Annotated in this window: 12 protein-coding genes; 4 read left to right on the forward strand and 8 right to left on the reverse strand. The window is 57.9% G+C overall.

Annotated features, from left to right (window positions below; translation table 11 throughout):
• Window positions 1-129: 129 nt before the first annotated feature.
• From EM595_RS20710 to EM595_RS14620, 8 genes are all read right to left on the reverse strand, one after another.
• On the reverse strand, window positions 130-360 hold the full coding sequence (locus EM595_RS20710; protein ID WP_071852527.1) for a DUF1272 domain-containing protein: 231 nt from the start codon (window positions 358-360) through the stop codon (window positions 130-132).
• A gap of 102 nt (window positions 361-462) precedes the next feature.
• Window positions 463-1407 carry a cytochrome d ubiquinol oxidase subunit II gene (locus tag EM595_RS14590; RefSeq protein WP_067433604.1) on the reverse strand — a complete coding sequence of 315 codons (945 nt, stop codon included), beginning with the start codon at window positions 1405-1407 and terminating at the stop codon, window positions 463-465.
• Window positions 1404-2771: a cytochrome ubiquinol oxidase subunit I gene (locus tag EM595_RS14595; RefSeq protein WP_067433607.1), complete on the reverse strand. Its 1368-nt coding sequence runs from the start codon at window positions 2769-2771 to the stop codon at window positions 1404-1406. Before EM595_RS14595 ends, EM595_RS14590 begins: the two co-directional genes overlap by 4 nt.
• The gene (locus tag EM595_RS14600; protein WP_067433610.1) at window positions 2764-3246 is read right to left on the reverse strand and encodes a helical membrane plugin domain-containing protein; all 483 of its coding nucleotides are present in this window, start codon (window positions 3244-3246) and stop codon (window positions 2764-2766) included. The genes EM595_RS14595 and EM595_RS14600 overlap by 8 nt, the downstream gene beginning before the upstream one ends.
• The gene (gene fdhF / locus EM595_RS14605; protein WP_173645380.1) at window positions 3246-6212 is read right to left on the reverse strand and encodes a formate dehydrogenase subunit alpha; all 2967 of its coding nucleotides are present in this window, start codon (window positions 6210-6212) and stop codon (window positions 3246-3248) included. The genes EM595_RS14600 and fdhF overlap by 1 nt, the downstream gene beginning before the upstream one ends.
• Window positions 6213-6489: 277 nt before the next feature.
• Window positions 6490-7386 carry a manganese catalase family protein gene (locus EM595_RS14610; protein WP_067433613.1) on the reverse strand — a complete coding sequence of 299 codons (897 nt, stop codon included), beginning with the start codon at window positions 7384-7386 and terminating at the stop codon, window positions 6490-6492.
• Between the two features lie 59 nt (window positions 7387-7445).
• Complete coding sequence (locus tag EM595_RS14615; RefSeq protein WP_067433616.1) at window positions 7446-7958, reverse strand: ferritin-like domain-containing protein; 513 nt, start codon at window positions 7956-7958, stop codon at window positions 7446-7448.
• A 41-nt stretch (window positions 7959-7999) separates the two neighbouring features.
• Complete coding sequence (locus EM595_RS14620) at window positions 8000-8476, reverse strand: YciE/YciF ferroxidase family protein (RefSeq protein WP_067433619.1); 477 nt, start codon at window positions 8474-8476, stop codon at window positions 8000-8002.
• Between the two features lie 412 nt (window positions 8477-8888).
• On the opposite strand from EM595_RS14620, the gene EM595_RS14625 reads away from it, so the two are divergent.
• From EM595_RS14625 to EM595_RS14640, 4 genes are all read left to right on the forward strand, one after another.
• Window positions 8889-9728: an MBL fold metallo-hydrolase gene (locus tag EM595_RS14625; protein ID WP_067433622.1), complete on the forward strand. Its 840-nt coding sequence runs from the start codon at window positions 8889-8891 to the stop codon at window positions 9726-9728.
• A 146-nt stretch (window positions 9729-9874) separates the two neighbouring features.
• Window positions 9875-10363: a (2Fe-2S)-binding protein gene (locus tag EM595_RS14630; protein WP_067433626.1), complete on the forward strand. Its 489-nt coding sequence runs from the start codon at window positions 9875-9877 to the stop codon at window positions 10361-10363.
• A complete protein-coding gene (locus EM595_RS14635; RefSeq protein WP_067433629.1) occupies window positions 10360-11367 on the forward strand; it encodes an FAD binding domain-containing protein in 1008 nt (335 codons plus the stop codon). The genes EM595_RS14630 and EM595_RS14635 overlap by 4 nt, the downstream gene beginning before the upstream one ends.
• Window position 11368: 1 nt before the next feature.
• On the forward strand, window positions 11369-13624 hold the full coding sequence (locus EM595_RS14640) for a xanthine dehydrogenase family protein molybdopterin-binding subunit (RefSeq protein ID WP_067433633.1): 2256 nt from the start codon (window positions 11369-11371) through the stop codon (window positions 13622-13624).
• The last annotated feature ends 894 nt before the right edge of the window (window positions 13625-14518 follow it).

Consider the following 14518-nt stretch of genomic DNA (forward strand, 5'->3'; position numbering starts at 1 on the left):
ACCGTAAAGACTTTGACCTTAAGACTTTGACCTTAAGACATTGACCTTAAAGGCCGCCCGCCTTCGGGCAGAACCAGATGGTTCCTGACCTTGACCTTAAAGCCGCCTGCAAGGCAAAAGCCTCCCGGCTTACTGAGGGCGATAAACCCTCATCGATGAGGCGGGATTGGCCGCCAGCTTCCCCGCTGGCCGGATCGGCCGCCGCACCAATTCTCCGCCGCAGTTCGGGCATATGCCCTGCAAACTCTGCGTCGCGCAGTCGGTGCAGAAGGTACATTCAAATGAACAGATCATCGCCGTGGATGAATCGGCAGGCAGATCGCAGTCGCAACGTTCACAGCCAGGACGTAGTTCCAGCATCGGGGTATCTCCGTGATGAGCAAGCTGCCAGCATAGGCGCAAAATCTTCGCGGCGTAAGCGAGATAAAGGACAAAAACGCGCCCAATTGAGACAAAACGGGCTTACTTCACCCGGCCACGAAACACCCAGAATGCCCAGGAGTTATAAGCCAGCGTCAGCGGCATAACGATGGCGATGCCGGTTAACAGAAACTGCTGACTGTGCGGCGAGGCGGCGGCATCCTGCAGGCTCAGCTTGTCGGGAATCAGCCACGGATAGAGGCCGGTCATGATCATCATCGCCACGCTCAGCATCAACGTTAACGCCAGCAGCAGCGGCAGCAATGGGCGGCTGTCGGTCAGCGACCAGAGCAGGCTGAACCAGCACACCACCACAATAGCCATCAGCAGCTTGCCGGGCCAGGTGACGAGCGCATGCAGCCACAGATCGGGCAGCGACAGCACGATCGCCACAAACAATACCAGCGCCAGTACCAGAAACAGCCACGCCAGCAGCGTGGCGCGCTCGCCAGCCCGATCCTGCACGCGCCAGCGCACCCAGCAGCAGCCGAGCAGCCCATAAATCGCCACCATGCCAAAGCCGCTGAGCAGCGGATACCACGACAGCCAGCCAAACGCCTCGCCTTCCGGCAGGCCGCTGACCAGCAACCCGGCGATGCACCCCTGGAAAAAGCCGGTCAGCAGCGAAGCAATGATAAAAATGACATCAAGCGTGCGTTTGGCCCGCGACGACGTCTGGCCGCGATACTCCAGCGCCAGCGCACGGGCAAACAGACAGAACAGCATCAGAAACAGCGGCACATAAACCGCGTTGAAAATCTGCGCATATGCGGCGGGAAACAGCGCCAGCAGCGCCCCGGCGGTGAGCACAATCCAGGTTTCATTGGCATCCCACACCGGCAGGATCGACTGCACCAGACGCCGTCGGTCGTCGTCGTCATCGAACCACGGCAAAATAATGCCGACGCCGAGATCGGTGCCGTCGAGCATGACATAGAGCAGCAGTGAAAACGCCACCACCGCGGCGGAAAGATCGTCAAGACTCATGCCCGGTCCTCCCGACTGGTGTGCAGCTCATCGCTGAGCGTGCGCCCTTCGGCGCTGTTTATCACGCGAACGAGATAGTGCATGCCCACGCCAAAGCTCAGCAGATAGACCACAATCACCCCACTGAATGAGAAGATCACCGACGATCGTGCCAGGGATGCCACGCTCTCTGCGGTGCGCACCAGGCCATACACCGTCCACGGCTGACGTCCCATCTCCGTGACCACCCAGCCCGCCAGCATGGCGATAAAGCCTGCGGGCGTCAGGCAAACCAGCCATTTCAGAAAGCCGCGCCGCCACAGCCGATCTCCACGACGCAGCCAGAGCGCGGCCACGCTGGTCAGCAGCATTACGACGCCCAGCCCGACCATAATGCGAAAGGCGAAAAACACCGGCAGCACCGGCGGCTGATTTTGCGGCGGAAACTCGCTCAGGCTGGCGATCTCACCGCTGAGATTATGGCGCAGATAGAGCGAGCCCAACCGGGGAATCGCCAGCTCGGCGTGATTCTTCTGTTCCTGCTGATCCGGTATGGCGAACAGCCGCAGCGGCTCTCCTTCGCCGGGCGCTGGCCGGTGCCAGCTGCCTTCCATCGCCGCCAGCTTAGTCGGTTGATGATCACGGGTATTTTCACCGTGCAGATCGCCGACGATCACCTGTAATGGCGTCACGATCAACACCAGCCACAGCGCCCACGACGTAATGCATTTTGCCGCGCGATCGTCAGCATGATGCAACAGGCGCCACGCGCCGACGCCCGCCAGCAAGAAGCTGGTGCCGATCAGCGCCGCCAGCGTCATATGCGTCAGCCGCCACGGGAACGATGGCGATGAGAGCACGGTGAGCCAGCTCTCGGCGTGAAATACGCCGCTGTCATCGCGGATAAAGCCCACCGGCGTCTGCATCCAGGAGTTAGCGGCGAGGATCCAGAAAGTGCTGATCAACGCGCCCAGCGCCACCAGACAGGTGACGGCAAAGTGTAATTTGGGGTTGATCTTGCCCATGCCAAACAGCATCACGCCGGTCAGCCCCGATTCCAGAAAGAAGGCGACGAGGATTTCATAAAACATCAGTGGGCCAATCACGCCGCCCACCTGATGAGCAAATGGGCTCCAGTTGGTGCCAAACTGGAACTCCATCACCACGCCGGATACCGCGCCAATCGCCACGGTAAGCGAAAAAATGCGCATCCAGAACTGCAACGCCTGCCAGTGATGCTGCCGTCCATGGCGCAGCCAGGCGCCCTCCAGCAGCACCAGAAACAGCCCTAACCCCAGCGTAAATGCCGCGAGCACAATGTGCATGCCGATGGTTAGCGCAAATTGCATACGCGACAGCAGCAGCACCACATCGTTATCAGGCATGGCTTGGCTTACCGCTGTAACGGCTGATCGGTTTCTCAGCCGGTTTGTTGATTTCGCGGCCAAAGGCGCGCATGCCGGCCATCACCGGCTTAACGCCCTGCCACAGCTCTTCATCGTTCAGCATTTTGATGATGCCGCGAATGCCCGGCGCGCTTTTCTCCGCGGGCGCGTGCGCATTCTCACGCATGCCTTTAGCGGCGGCGGTCACCGCCAGCAGCAGCGGATTAAAATCCTCCGGTGGAATGGTCGCCAGTGCCTTGAACAGCAGGGTCAGGTTCTGCATTGCGTTCAGCGATCCAGGCTGATTCAGGCCATCCACCAGCACTTTGGCGATCTGCGTATTGGCGTTGACCATGTCAGTGGCGAGGCGCAAAAAGCCGTGTTGATGCAGGCTCTCAATCAGCTTTTCCATCGCTTCGGCGGCGGTAGGTTCGGTGCGCGTTGGCGGCACCTCATAGCTCATACGTTCAGCCATCAGAATTTCTCCGGGTGTTCAGTGTGTTCAGGCGGCAGCGTATAGCCCGCCTGCTGCCATTTATCCTCGACCGGCAGGTGATCGAGCGGGGTGCGCTGGCCGTAACGGAAGTTATGCGGCGGGAGCGGCGCAACCTGCGGCGGACGATCGAGCTTTTGCAGATTAATCGCGATCTCTTTATACGCTGGCGTGCGCACATCGGGATCGTGATGCTCGCCGGTCAGGCCGTTAACGCCTGGTTTGCCATGATGAATCGGAATAAACAGCACGTTGCCCGCCATGCGTTCGGTGATCACCACCGGCACCTCCAGCGACCCGCGCCGCGAGGTGAGTTTCACCCAGTCGCCCTCCTGCAGGCCGCGCGCCGCCGCCAGCTGCGGGCCAATTTCCACATACCAGTTAGGCGACAGCGAGGTGATACGGCCACCGGCACCGGTCTGGTTGGTTGACTGGAAATGTTCCAGCATGCGGCCGTTGTTCAGCAGCAGATCGTATTCGGCATCCTCTTCTTCCATCGGCGGCCGCCAGGTAAGCGGATAGAGCCGCGCCTTGCCGTCAGGGAATTTAAAGCCGTCGGTGTAGAGCAGCGGCGTGCTGCTGCCGTCGGCGGTCACCGGCCACAGCTGCGACTGCCAGCCCTCCAGCCGCGCATAGCTGACGCCGGCGAAAATCTCCGCGATGCGTGCCGCTTCCGCCATGATTTCGCCAGGGTGCTGGTAATACCACGGATGGCCCAGGCGACTGGCGAGATCGGTCAGAATCTGCCAGTCCGGGCGGCTGTCGCCCAGCGGCGGCAGCACTTCATAAAAGCGCTGGATCCGCCGTTCGGTGTTCACAAAGGTGCCCTCTTTCTCCACGCTCGGGCTGCCCGGCAATACCACATCAGCAAACTCCGCCGTGCGGCTCATAAAGATATCCTGCACCACCATGAAATCGAGGCGGCTGAACGCTTCATGCACCTTGGTGGAATCGGCATCGGAGAAAGCGGTCTCTTCGCCAATGATGTACATCGCCTTGAGTTTTCGCTCATGGGCGTGCTGCACCATCATGAAGTTATCGGCGCCCACCTCATCGGAGAGCGCTTCCGGTCGCACGCCCCACGCTCGCGCCCATTTCTCACGCACGGCGCTGTCGGTGACCTGTTCGTAACCGGGATAAACGTTACTCAGGCAGCCGAAATCGCTGGCGCCCTGCACGTTGTTATGGCCGCGCATCGGGTAGCCACCGGTGCCGGGACGGCCATAGTTGCCGGTCACCAGCAGTAGATTAGAGAGCGCGGTGCTGGTATCGGCACCGTGGCTGTGTTGGGTAATGCCCATCGCCCACAGCAGGCAGGCGCTTTCCGCCTGACCAATCATCTCGCCCGCCGCCGCCAGCTCATCCACGCTGATACCGGTCAGCGTACTGGCATACTCCAGCGTGAACGGCTCGAGCGAGGCGCGGAACTCAGCAACGTTATTCACTTTATCCGCCAGGAACTGCTCGTCGGCATAGCCGTGATCGAACATATAGCGCGCCATCGCCGACGCCCACACCATGTCATAACCGGGCTTGATGCGCTGATAGAGATCGGCGCGCTCGGCCATTTCATGCCGACGCGGATCAACTACCAGCAGCTTCTGCCCCTGATGCTTGTGTGACTGTTTGATGTGCGAGGCGATCACCGGATGGTTCTCCGCCAGATTGCTGCCGACAATAATGATCAGCGCGGTTTTCTGCAGGTCTTTAATCGTACCCGCATCGCCGCCGTAGCCCACGGTGCGGAATAGCCCTTCCGTCGCCGGGTTCTGGCAGTAGCGCGACGAGTTATCGACGTTGTTGGTGCCAAAAATCAGCCGGGCAATTTTTTGCGTCAGATAGGCTTCTTCATTGCTGGCTTTACTCGACCCGATAAAACCGATGCTGTTGCCGCCGTGCTGCTGGCTGATTTCCGTCAGGCGGCGCGCCACCAGGTTCAGCGCTTCATCCCAGCTGGCCGGACGAAAGCGGCCATTTTCGCGAATCAACGGCGTGGTCAGGCGTTTGGCATCATTCACGAAATCCCAGCCAAACTTGCCTTTTACACAGGTAGAGATGCCGTTAGCGGGCGCATCCGCCACTGGCTGCACCTTTAAAATGTGCCGGTCACGGGTCCACATTTCAAAACTACAGCCGACGCCGCAATAGGTGCAGACGGTTTTGGTTTTTTTAATTTCCGTCTGGCGCATGGCCATATCGATCAAGGAAATACCGGTGATCGGCCCCATGCCGATGCTGTCCTCCATCTTTTTCACCATGTCGATCATCGGTCGCTTAACCGGCTCCGGCATATCGGTGAATGGCCCGGCATTGGGCTGCATGGTTTTTTCCAGCAGCGCGTTACACGGACACACGGTGACGCAGTGACCGCAGCTGACGCAGCTGGAACCGGCAATTTTTTCCCCGCCGTCCCACAGCACACGCGGATGATCGGCGGTGTAATCGATGGAGAGCGTTTCGTTGACCTCAACGTTCTGGCACGCCTCCACGCAGCGGCCGCAGAGAATACACTGGTCGGGATCATAGGTGTAAAAGGGGTTGGTGTGGTCTTTCTCACTGGGTTTGCGTTCGTAAGGGTAATATTGAATCGCCATATCCATATCGCTGACCGCGTTGTGCAATGTGCAGTCGCCGGTGTTGTGTTCACACACCGTGCAGTAAAGCTCATGGCGCGCCAGCACGCGATCCATCCCCTCTTCCTGCGCCGCCTGCGCCAGCCGATCCTGGCTGTTGACCACCATCTCGTGCTGCGTTTTCAGCGTGCAGCCGCGCACCAGTTCGCCCTGATGCTCAACCCAGCACACGTCGCAGGTTTGCAGCGGCGGTAATGCCGGGTGATAACAGATATGCGGCAGCTTTCTGCCGTGCAACTCAAGAAAGTCGATAAGCGGCAGGCCCGCTTCGCCTGACAAGCGTTCGCCATTGTAAACAATGGTGCAGGTTTCCATGTTTATTGCCCTTTTATTTCGCTGACATTGCAAAAAAACTGCGTTCCGCCTGGCATTAATCAGCAGGCTGGTATTTTGTACGATTATGGTTTTGAGGATAGACCGGAACAGCGGGGAGATCAGGCGAAGCGGTGACGGATTTGAGACCGATATCTCTGTTTAAAAGCGGAATAACAGGCCGGTAGCCTGATAAAAAAAGTGTTGTTAAACATTTCTGCGCCGCCACAACGTAAAAAGGACAGCATCGCTGCTGTCCTCTGTGATGAAAAAAATCGGGTCAGACTTTTTTCGCGGCCGTTTCGTTTTCAATCGGCTGTACCGATCCTAACTCCGCGCCCGTTACCGGGTTCACCGCCGTATCAGACTGGGTGCGAACAATCATGCTGTCCAGCGCCGCCTGCTGATCCGCTGGCAGCGTGACGCTCGCCAGACCATCACCGCCGTCAACCGCAGGCTGCGGATCGGCCACGTAGTCGAAATTCTCATCGGAATTCCAGCTACCGCGCACTTCACCGCCTGCCGACATGTTGAAGTAGGTGTTGGCATACTTCTGCACCGGCGGCAATTTGCCCGGCGGGAAGTTGTTGCTGATGGCGTACAGCGCTTTTTCAAACGACATCTGATGCGCCACTTCGCGCGTCATCAGGAAGCCCAGCGCATCTTTTACGCCCACGTCATCGGTCATGTTGATCAGACGCTCATAGAGAATTTTCGCCCGCGCTTCGGCGGCGATATTCGAGCGCAGATCGGCAGTGACCTCACCGATAGTATCAATGTAGGCCGCTGTCCACGGCACACCGGCCGAGTTGGTCAGCGGCGGCCCACCGCCATACAGCAGCTGGGTCAGGTGGCTGTCATTACCATTACCGGTAATGGAGCGATAGATCTCGCCCTCCTGCTCAGTGCCTTCGGCCAGCTGGCCTTTTGCACCCTTGTTCAGCATGCCAACCAGTGAGCCAATGATCTCAAGGTGGCTCAGCTCCTCGGTGGCGATATCCATCAGCATATCTTTGCGTCCCGGATCGTCATCGCCGAGGCCCTGGGTAAAATAACGGCACGCGGCAGCCAACTCGCCCTGCGGCCCACCAAACTGTTCAAGTAACAGGTTAGCGAGACCGGGGTTCGGCCCGGCTACACGTACCGTGTATTGCAACTGCTTAACATGTCTGAACATGGTTCACTCCAACATTGCTTATCGCGGTAAGGGTCGCTGCCCAAAGATCTAACCGATTATTATTTTTTGGCTTCGACGCCTGATGCGGCATCGCGCACCAGGAACTGCTCGGTCACGCCTGGCAGATGGGTTAAACACCACTCCGCCATTTGCACTTCCTGATCACGAATCTGCTCAAACACGCGTGCGCCTTCGGTATCGCCCGCCAGCTCGGCGGCGGCAATCAGCGAGGTGTAGCTCGCGATTTCAAACTGTTCGAAAACGTAACCGCTGATCGCGCCTTTCACCACTTCGTCGTCGGCGGTCATACCGCCCATCGCCTGGCCAAACGCAGCCATTTTGCCCATGGTGTCTTTCAGCGTGGAGTTATCCACACCGTTGCGATCCAGCACGCCTTGCAGCAGTTCAAGTTGACCTTTGGTCTCTTCAATATGCTGCTCAATGCGCGCTTTCAGATCGGGATAATGCTCCAGACGTCCGGCCATTTTGGACAGCATCGACTCAGCCTGTTTTTCCATGGCGTGAGCATCGCGTAACCAGCTGTGATAGTTCTCAATTTTTGTCGTAGACATAATGTGACCTCACTAAAAAGGGTTTCGGAAAGGGCAGGAAATTACTGCTGCTGTTCGGCGATCTCGGTCAGCTTGATGTCAGTGTTTTTCTCTTCCTGCAGCGTTTCCGCCAGCAGCGCCGCCGCATCTTTCAGGCCCAGACGAACGGCCATGGCATGCAGCGTGCCGTAAGTTGCGATCTCGTAATGTTCGACTTTCTGCGCCGCGCCAATCAGGCCAGCATCACGCACTTCGCCTTTCTCAACGGATTCGATAATTTCCTGCGCCTCTTCCACCAGGCCTTCCAGCGCATGGCACTTCATGCGCTTAAGACGGATGCCTTCGGTGGTTTCTACCAGCTGATCGAGACGTTCAATCTGGCCGCGCGTCTCTTCCAGATGCGCTTCAAATGCCGCCTTGAGTTTTTCATCGCTGGCTGCACGGGCCATTTTTGGCAGGGCGCGGGTAATTTGTTTCTCTGCGCTGTAAACATCAGATAAATCATGAATGAACAAGTCAGTAAGTGTCTTAATAGCCATGTCAACTCCTGTCGTAGTTATTGAACGCTTCGCTTGTTAATTGATACCAAACTTCCCACGTCGCTTTAATAAAGCTCAGGGATAAGCATAGCTGCTAAATATAGGGCGTTTAAAAACCGGAGAAGCGGCATCACCATTTAAGACTATTCCTGGTTAGCCTTTTTCGCAAAAAAGTGGCAGGAAAAAAATTGTTATCGCACATGACTTAAAAATAAAATTAATCATTAAAAACAATTAATTAAAAGAATAATAATAGTGAACAAAAACCAGGAAAATTACCCGCCTCGCTTGTTTAACGCGCAGGCGTAAATAACCTTTAAATAACGCCAAAGGCAAAAATGCCATTTATTACCATACTGTTACCGAAAAATGAAAAAAGCGTCTCACGCCGTGCATTATACAAGGAGTAGCAATGCGAATTCATCATCTTAATTGTGGTTGTATGTGCCCACTGGGCGGCGCACTTTACGATGGCTTTAGCCACGGAATAAAAGCGCATCTGGTCTGTCATTGCCTGTTAATTGAAACAGATAGCCACGGATTAATATTAATCGATACCGGATTCGGCCTGCAGGATATGCGTCGGCCTGCCGACCGACTCACGCGCTTTTTCCGCACGCTGAACAATATTCAGTATCGTGATGAGCTCACCGCGCTCAATCAGGTGCAGCGGCTCGGCTTTCGCGCGGAAGATGTGCGCCACATTGTGCTGACCCATCTCGATTTCGATCACGCTGGCGGTCTGACCGATTTCCCCCATGCTCAGGTGCATCTGATGCAGCAGGAGATCGATACCGCCGAGCAGCGCCACAGCTGGCTGCGCCGCGAACGCTACCGGCCTGCGCAATGGTCGGCCCGTTCCGGCTGGCACGGCTATCAGGCCGCAGGCGAACGGTGGTTTGGTTTTGACGCGGTTAATCAGCTGCAGGGGCTGCCGCCGGAGATTCTGCTGGTGCCGCTGCCGGGCCACACGCTTGGTCATGCGGGTATTGCCATTCGTCAGCCCAACGGCTGGTTGCTGCACGGCGGCGACGCCTGGTTCTACCGCGGCGAGCTGCATCAGGCGCAGCGGCACTGCACGCCGGGGCTGCGTTTTTACCAGTGGATGATGCAGGCCGACGGCGCGGCGCGGCGGAAAAATCAGCAGCGGCTGCGCGAACTGAGCCTGGCTCACGGCAACGACATTACTTTTTTCTGTAGCCACGATGCGCAGGAGCTGCAACGGCTCTCGCCTGGCTTCTCAATCGACTAGCTGCATCCTCCGGCGATCGGGCAACATTTCCGGAGAATCAGGCAATCCCCTTTTGCAAAGAGCTTCTACACTTTATGGGGTTTCTCTTTGCATTTTTCCCCCCTTTTACTTTTTGCTCCATTTAAATTAAATACTGGAAAACAATCATGTCTGAAAACATTCGTTTACAGCTCAACGTTAACGGCCACCAGCATGATCTGGCCGTAGATCCGCGCGCCACGCTGCTCGATGCGCTGCGTGAAAACTTACAGCTGACCGGCACTAAAAAAGGCTGCGACCAGGGCCAGTGTGGCGCCTGCACGGTACACATTGATGGCGAGCGCGTGCTGAGCTGCCTGACGCTGGCAGCGCAGGCCGCTGGCCGCGACGTCACCACCATTGAAGGCATGGCTGACGCCGACGGCACGCTGCACGCGGTGCAGGCCAGCTTCCTTAAGCACGATGCGTTTCAGTGCGGCTACTGCACGCCGGGCCAGATTATGTCCGCCGTTGCCTGCATCAAAGAGGGCCACGCGCGCTCCGATGATGAGATCCGCGAATACATGAGCGGCAATATCTGTCGCTGTGGCGCCTATCCGCACATCGTTGACGCGGTGCGTGAAGCGGCTGCCCAGCTGAGTAAGGAGTCTGCATGAATCCCTTCCACTATCAGCGCGCCAGCAGCAGCGACGCGGCCATTGAGCTGCGCAGCCAGCAGGACAACAGCCGTTTTCTCGCCGGTGGCACCACCCTGCTCGACCTGATGAAATGCGGGGTTGAGCAGCCTGAGACCCTGATCGATATTTCCCAGCTCAGCGGTCTCGATACCCTTCGCTTTGAGGACGATAAGATCACCATCGGCGCGCTGGCCAGCATGAGCCAGCTGGCCGACCATCCGCAGTGTCAGGCGCTGGCACCGGCCATTTATGGCAGCCTGTGGCAGGCGGCCTCTCCGCAGCTACGCAATATGGCGACCATCGGCGGCAACCTGCGTCAGCGTACACGCTGCGTCTACTTCCGCGATCCAGCCACCTTTCCGGCCTGCAACAAGCGCCAGCCTGGCTCCGGTTGCGCGGCGCTGGACGGCGTAAACGCTAATCACGCTATTTTCGGCACCAGCGACAGCTGCATTGCCGTTTATCCTGGCGATTTAGCGATTGCGCTGACCGCGTTTGATGCGCAGGTAGTGCTACGCAACAGCCAGCAGCAGGAGCGCCGCGTCGCCATTGGTGACTTCTTCCTGCTGCCAGGCGACCGTCCCGATCAGGAGCACGATATCGCCGCCGACGAGATGATCATCGCCGTCGAAGTGCCCAACGTGCCCGCGCTGCGCCAGTCGCACTACCTCAAGGTGCGCGATCGCGCCTCTTATGAGTTTGCTGCCGCCAGCGCCGCCGTTGGCCTGGAGATTGAAGATGGCGTGATCCGCGACGTGCGCATCGCCCTTGGTGGCCTGGCCACTAAACCCTGGCGCGCCACCGCCGTAGAGCAGGCGCTGCGCGGCAAGCCGTTCAGCGAAGAAGCGCTGCGACTGGCCGCTGAACAGAGCATCGCTGACGCAGACCCCCGGCCACAAAGCCAGTTCAAGGTCACCCTGACGCCACGCGTTATCGTGCGCGCGCTGTTAGCCGCCGCTGAACCTGCGCAGAGAGGAGAATAAAATGACGGATCACAACAGTTATCAGGCGACCGGCGAGAAACGCGTTCGTGGCGATGGTCAGCAAAAAATCACCGGCCAGGCGACCTATGCGGTTGAGCATCAGCCGGAAAATGTCACCTACGGCGTGGTGCTGCAATCCACCATTTCCAGCGGCCGCATCACGCGTGTTAACAGCGAAGCAGCCCGCGCGCAGCCCGGCGTGCTGGCGGTGTTTACCCATGAAAGCGGCCTGAAGATCCATAAGCCGACGGCGATTGCCGACGGCGGCGCGGCGCAGTCGACCTACACGCCGATGCAGAACGATCGCATTATTCACAACGGGCAAAACATCGGCATCGTGGTGGCAGAAACCTTTGAGCAGGCCACCTGGGCTGCCTCGCTGGTGACCTTTGACTATGAAGCGTCTCCGGCGCTGATTTTCGCCACCGACGAAAACGCTGCGCCGAAGCCGGTAGAGAGTTCCGATATCGATCTGGGCGACGCACGCAAAGCGATGGACGACGCCGAGGTGCGCATTGAAGGCCGCTATATCACGCCGCGCGAGTACAACTCGCCGATTGAGCCGCACGGCTGCGTAGTGGAATGGCAGGACAACGAGCACGTTACACTGTGGGAACCGAGCCAGTGGGTTGCGGGTGCGCAGGTGGAAATCGCCGACTGGATGGGCATCGATAAAAAAGCGGTGCGTATCATCTCGCCTTACGTTGGCGGCGGCTTCGGCTCCAAACCGGTGCCTTATACGCACGTGGCGCTGGCCTGCGCCGCATCCCGCGAACTGAAACGACCGATCAAAGTAGCGCTGACCCGTCCGCAAACCTTTACCGGCTTTGGCGGCCGTCCAGCCACCGAGCAGCATCTTGAAATGGGTGCCACGCGCGACGGTAAAATCGTCTCAATCATCCACAGCGGCTTCAACGAAACCTCACTGGATGACATGTTTGGCGAAAGCTGTAACAAGGTCACCGCCCGCATGTACGGTGTGCCCAACGTGCATTCGCGCCACAGCGTGGTGCCGATCAACACCGTGACACCGGGCTGGATGCGCGCACCGGGCGAAAACCCCAGCGCCTTTGGCCTGGAAGTGGCGATGGATGAGATGGCCTACAAGCTGAACATCGATCCGCTGGCGTTTCGCCTGCTGAACTGGGCCGATCACGATTACATGCTCGATCTGCCGTGGAGTTCACGTCGGCTGAAAGAGGCCTATCAGGCGGGTGCCGAGGCGTTTGGCTGGGATAAGCGCACCATGGCACCGCGCTCCATGCGCGAAGGCCGTGAGCTGATCGGGTACGGCATGGCGTCCGGCACTTATCCGGTGAACACCATGCCAGCAGAGGCGCGTCTGGTACTGCAGGCCAACGGCCAGCTTACCGTGCAGAGCGCTGGCGCAGATATCGGCACCGGCACCTACACCATTCTGGCGCAGGCGGCGGCGGAAGTGCTGCATATTCCGTCCACCGCGATCAAGGTCGAACTCGGCGATACCGACCTGCCGCGCGCTGGCGTAGCCGGTGGCTCGCAGCTGGCCGGTAACCTGATGGGCGTGGTTAATAAAACCGCAAAGGTGCTGCGCGATAAGCTGCTGTCACTGGCCACTGAACTGGCTGACTCCCCGTTCTATCGTGCCGACCCGGCCCAGCTGACGCTCGACAACGGAGAAATCCGTCAGAGCGGTAAAGCGATCGGCTTTACGCGCCTGCTTCAGATGGCGCAGCTCTCAGAGCTGGAAGCGAAAGCGGACACCTTCCCGGAAGGCACCTCGGCGCAGGAACGCTTCGACATGACCGGTTCGATGTCAGCGATGTCACGGCCAAAAGAGGTTTCAGCGCACAGCTGGAGCGCACAGTTTGTTGAGGTCCGCGTTGACGAAGATTTCGGTACCGTGCGGGTAAAACGCATGTGCGCCGCGCTCGACAGCGGCCGGTTATACAATCCGACGCTGGGACGCAGCCAGTGGATCGGCGGCATGATCATGGGCCTCGGCCAGGCATTGCTGGAAGAAGGTGTGGTCGATCCGCGCAACGGCCGTGTGATCAACAACAACCTGGCTGATTATCTGGTGGCGGTTAACGCCGACGTGCCGGAGATCGTCACCATCGACGTCGGTCAGCCCGACTATCAGGCCACTGCCCTCGGCGGTAAATCGGTAGGCGAACTGGGGATCGTTGGCGTCGCTGCGGCGATCAGTAATGCGGTGTTTCATGCGACCGGGAAGCGGGTACGGGATCTGCCCATTACCATGGATAAGCTGCTGTAAGGGGGGCTGCCCGGAAGCGGGCGGCTTTTGCCTGGCAGGCGGCTTAAGGTCAACGTCTTTAAGGTCAACGGCCATTTCGTTCTGCCTGAAGGCAGCCCGAGCAGGGCCGGCAGTCGCCCCGGCCCTGCACCCGCGCTATCCGGCAAACACAACCGCCCGCTGAAGCGGGTCCCTTCGTCGGTTCACATTTTTTCACGGACCGGTCGCGATTCGCTCCTGCTCAGCGCTCCCTTGTCCCGCCATCCATGGCGGGACATCCTAAAATGTTCACCTCCTCAGCGTTTGTGATGCCTCCTCAAGGTCAACCCCCAGGTCAAAACCAAACACCAAAACACCAAAACACCAAAACATAAGGTCCTTAAAAGACACTTAAAAAGCACTTCAGATTTGGGATAAAAGCCGCGAGTTACTGCATTATTATATCTGTATTGCCTCCTCAACTGCTTCCAAATCAGGACTGGAATTGGAAAGATCTTCATATTGATGTTTGGAGTTTGGGATTTGGGATTTGGGATTTGGAGTTTGGAGTTTGGAGTTTGAAGTTTGAAGTTTGAAGTTTGAAGTTTGAAGTTTGAAGTTTGAAGTTTGAAGTTTGAAGTTTGAAGTTTGAAGTTTGAAGTTTGAAGTTTGAAGTTTGAAGTTTGAAGTTTGAAGTTTGAACTTGGTTTTTAAACTTGGGTTTAGATTTTATTTAAGACTTTGCTTTTAGTCTTTTGGGTTTTGACCTGGGTGTTGACCTTTAAGAGGCATCACCACCGCCGAGGGAAAAGCGTTTTCCAGGGCGAGCCGCAGGGATGCGGCGAGAGGGCGCGTTGAGCTGGGAGCGAATCGCGCCTGGTCCGTCAGGAAAATGCTTTTACTGAGGGAACCCGCCTTTGGCGGGCGGTTGTGTTT

This window comes from Duffyella gerundensis, assembly GCF_001517405.1.
Lineage (GTDB): Bacteria > Pseudomonadota > Gammaproteobacteria > Enterobacterales > Enterobacteriaceae > Duffyella > Duffyella gerundensis.

What these genes read in the sequence shown, in the direction of transcription:
- EM595_RS20710 (WP_071852527.1), bottom strand. Translation starts at nt 360, where the DNA reads ATGCTGGAACTACGTCCTGGCTGTGAACGTTGCGACTGCGATCTGCCT.
- EM595_RS14590 (WP_067433604.1), bottom strand. Translation starts at nt 1,407, where the DNA reads ATGAGTCTTGACGATCTTTCCGCCGCGGTGGTGGCGTTTTCACTGCTG.
- EM595_RS14595 (WP_067433607.1), bottom strand. Translation starts at nt 2,771, where the DNA reads ATGCCTGATAACGATGTGGTGCTGCTGCTGTCGCGTATGCAATTTGCG.
- EM595_RS14600 (WP_067433610.1), bottom strand. Translation starts at nt 3,246, where the DNA reads ATGGCTGAACGTATGAGCTATGAGGTGCCGCCAACGCGCACCGAACCT.
- fdhF (WP_173645380.1), bottom strand. Translation starts at nt 6,212, where the DNA reads ATGGAAACCTGCACCATTGTTTACAATGGCGAACGCTTGTCAGGCGAA.
- EM595_RS14610 (WP_067433613.1), bottom strand. Translation starts at nt 7,386, where the DNA reads ATGTTCAGACATGTTAAGCAGTTGCAATACACGGTACGTGTAGCCGGG.
- EM595_RS14615 (WP_067433616.1), bottom strand. Translation starts at nt 7,958, where the DNA reads ATGTCTACGACAAAAATTGAGAACTATCACAGCTGGTTACGCGATGCT.
- EM595_RS14620 (WP_067433619.1), bottom strand. Translation starts at nt 8,476, where the DNA reads ATGGCTATTAAGACACTTACTGACTTGTTCATTCATGATTTATCTGAT.
- EM595_RS14625 (WP_067433622.1), top strand. Translation starts at nt 8,889, where the DNA reads ATGCGAATTCATCATCTTAATTGTGGTTGTATGTGCCCACTGGGCGGC.
- EM595_RS14630 (WP_067433626.1), top strand. Translation starts at nt 9,875, where the DNA reads ATGTCTGAAAACATTCGTTTACAGCTCAACGTTAACGGCCACCAGCAT.
- EM595_RS14635 (WP_067433629.1), top strand. Translation starts at nt 10,360, where the DNA reads ATGAATCCCTTCCACTATCAGCGCGCCAGCAGCAGCGACGCGGCCATT.
- EM595_RS14640 (WP_067433633.1), top strand. Translation starts at nt 11,369, where the DNA reads ATGACGGATCACAACAGTTATCAGGCGACCGGCGAGAAACGCGTTCGT.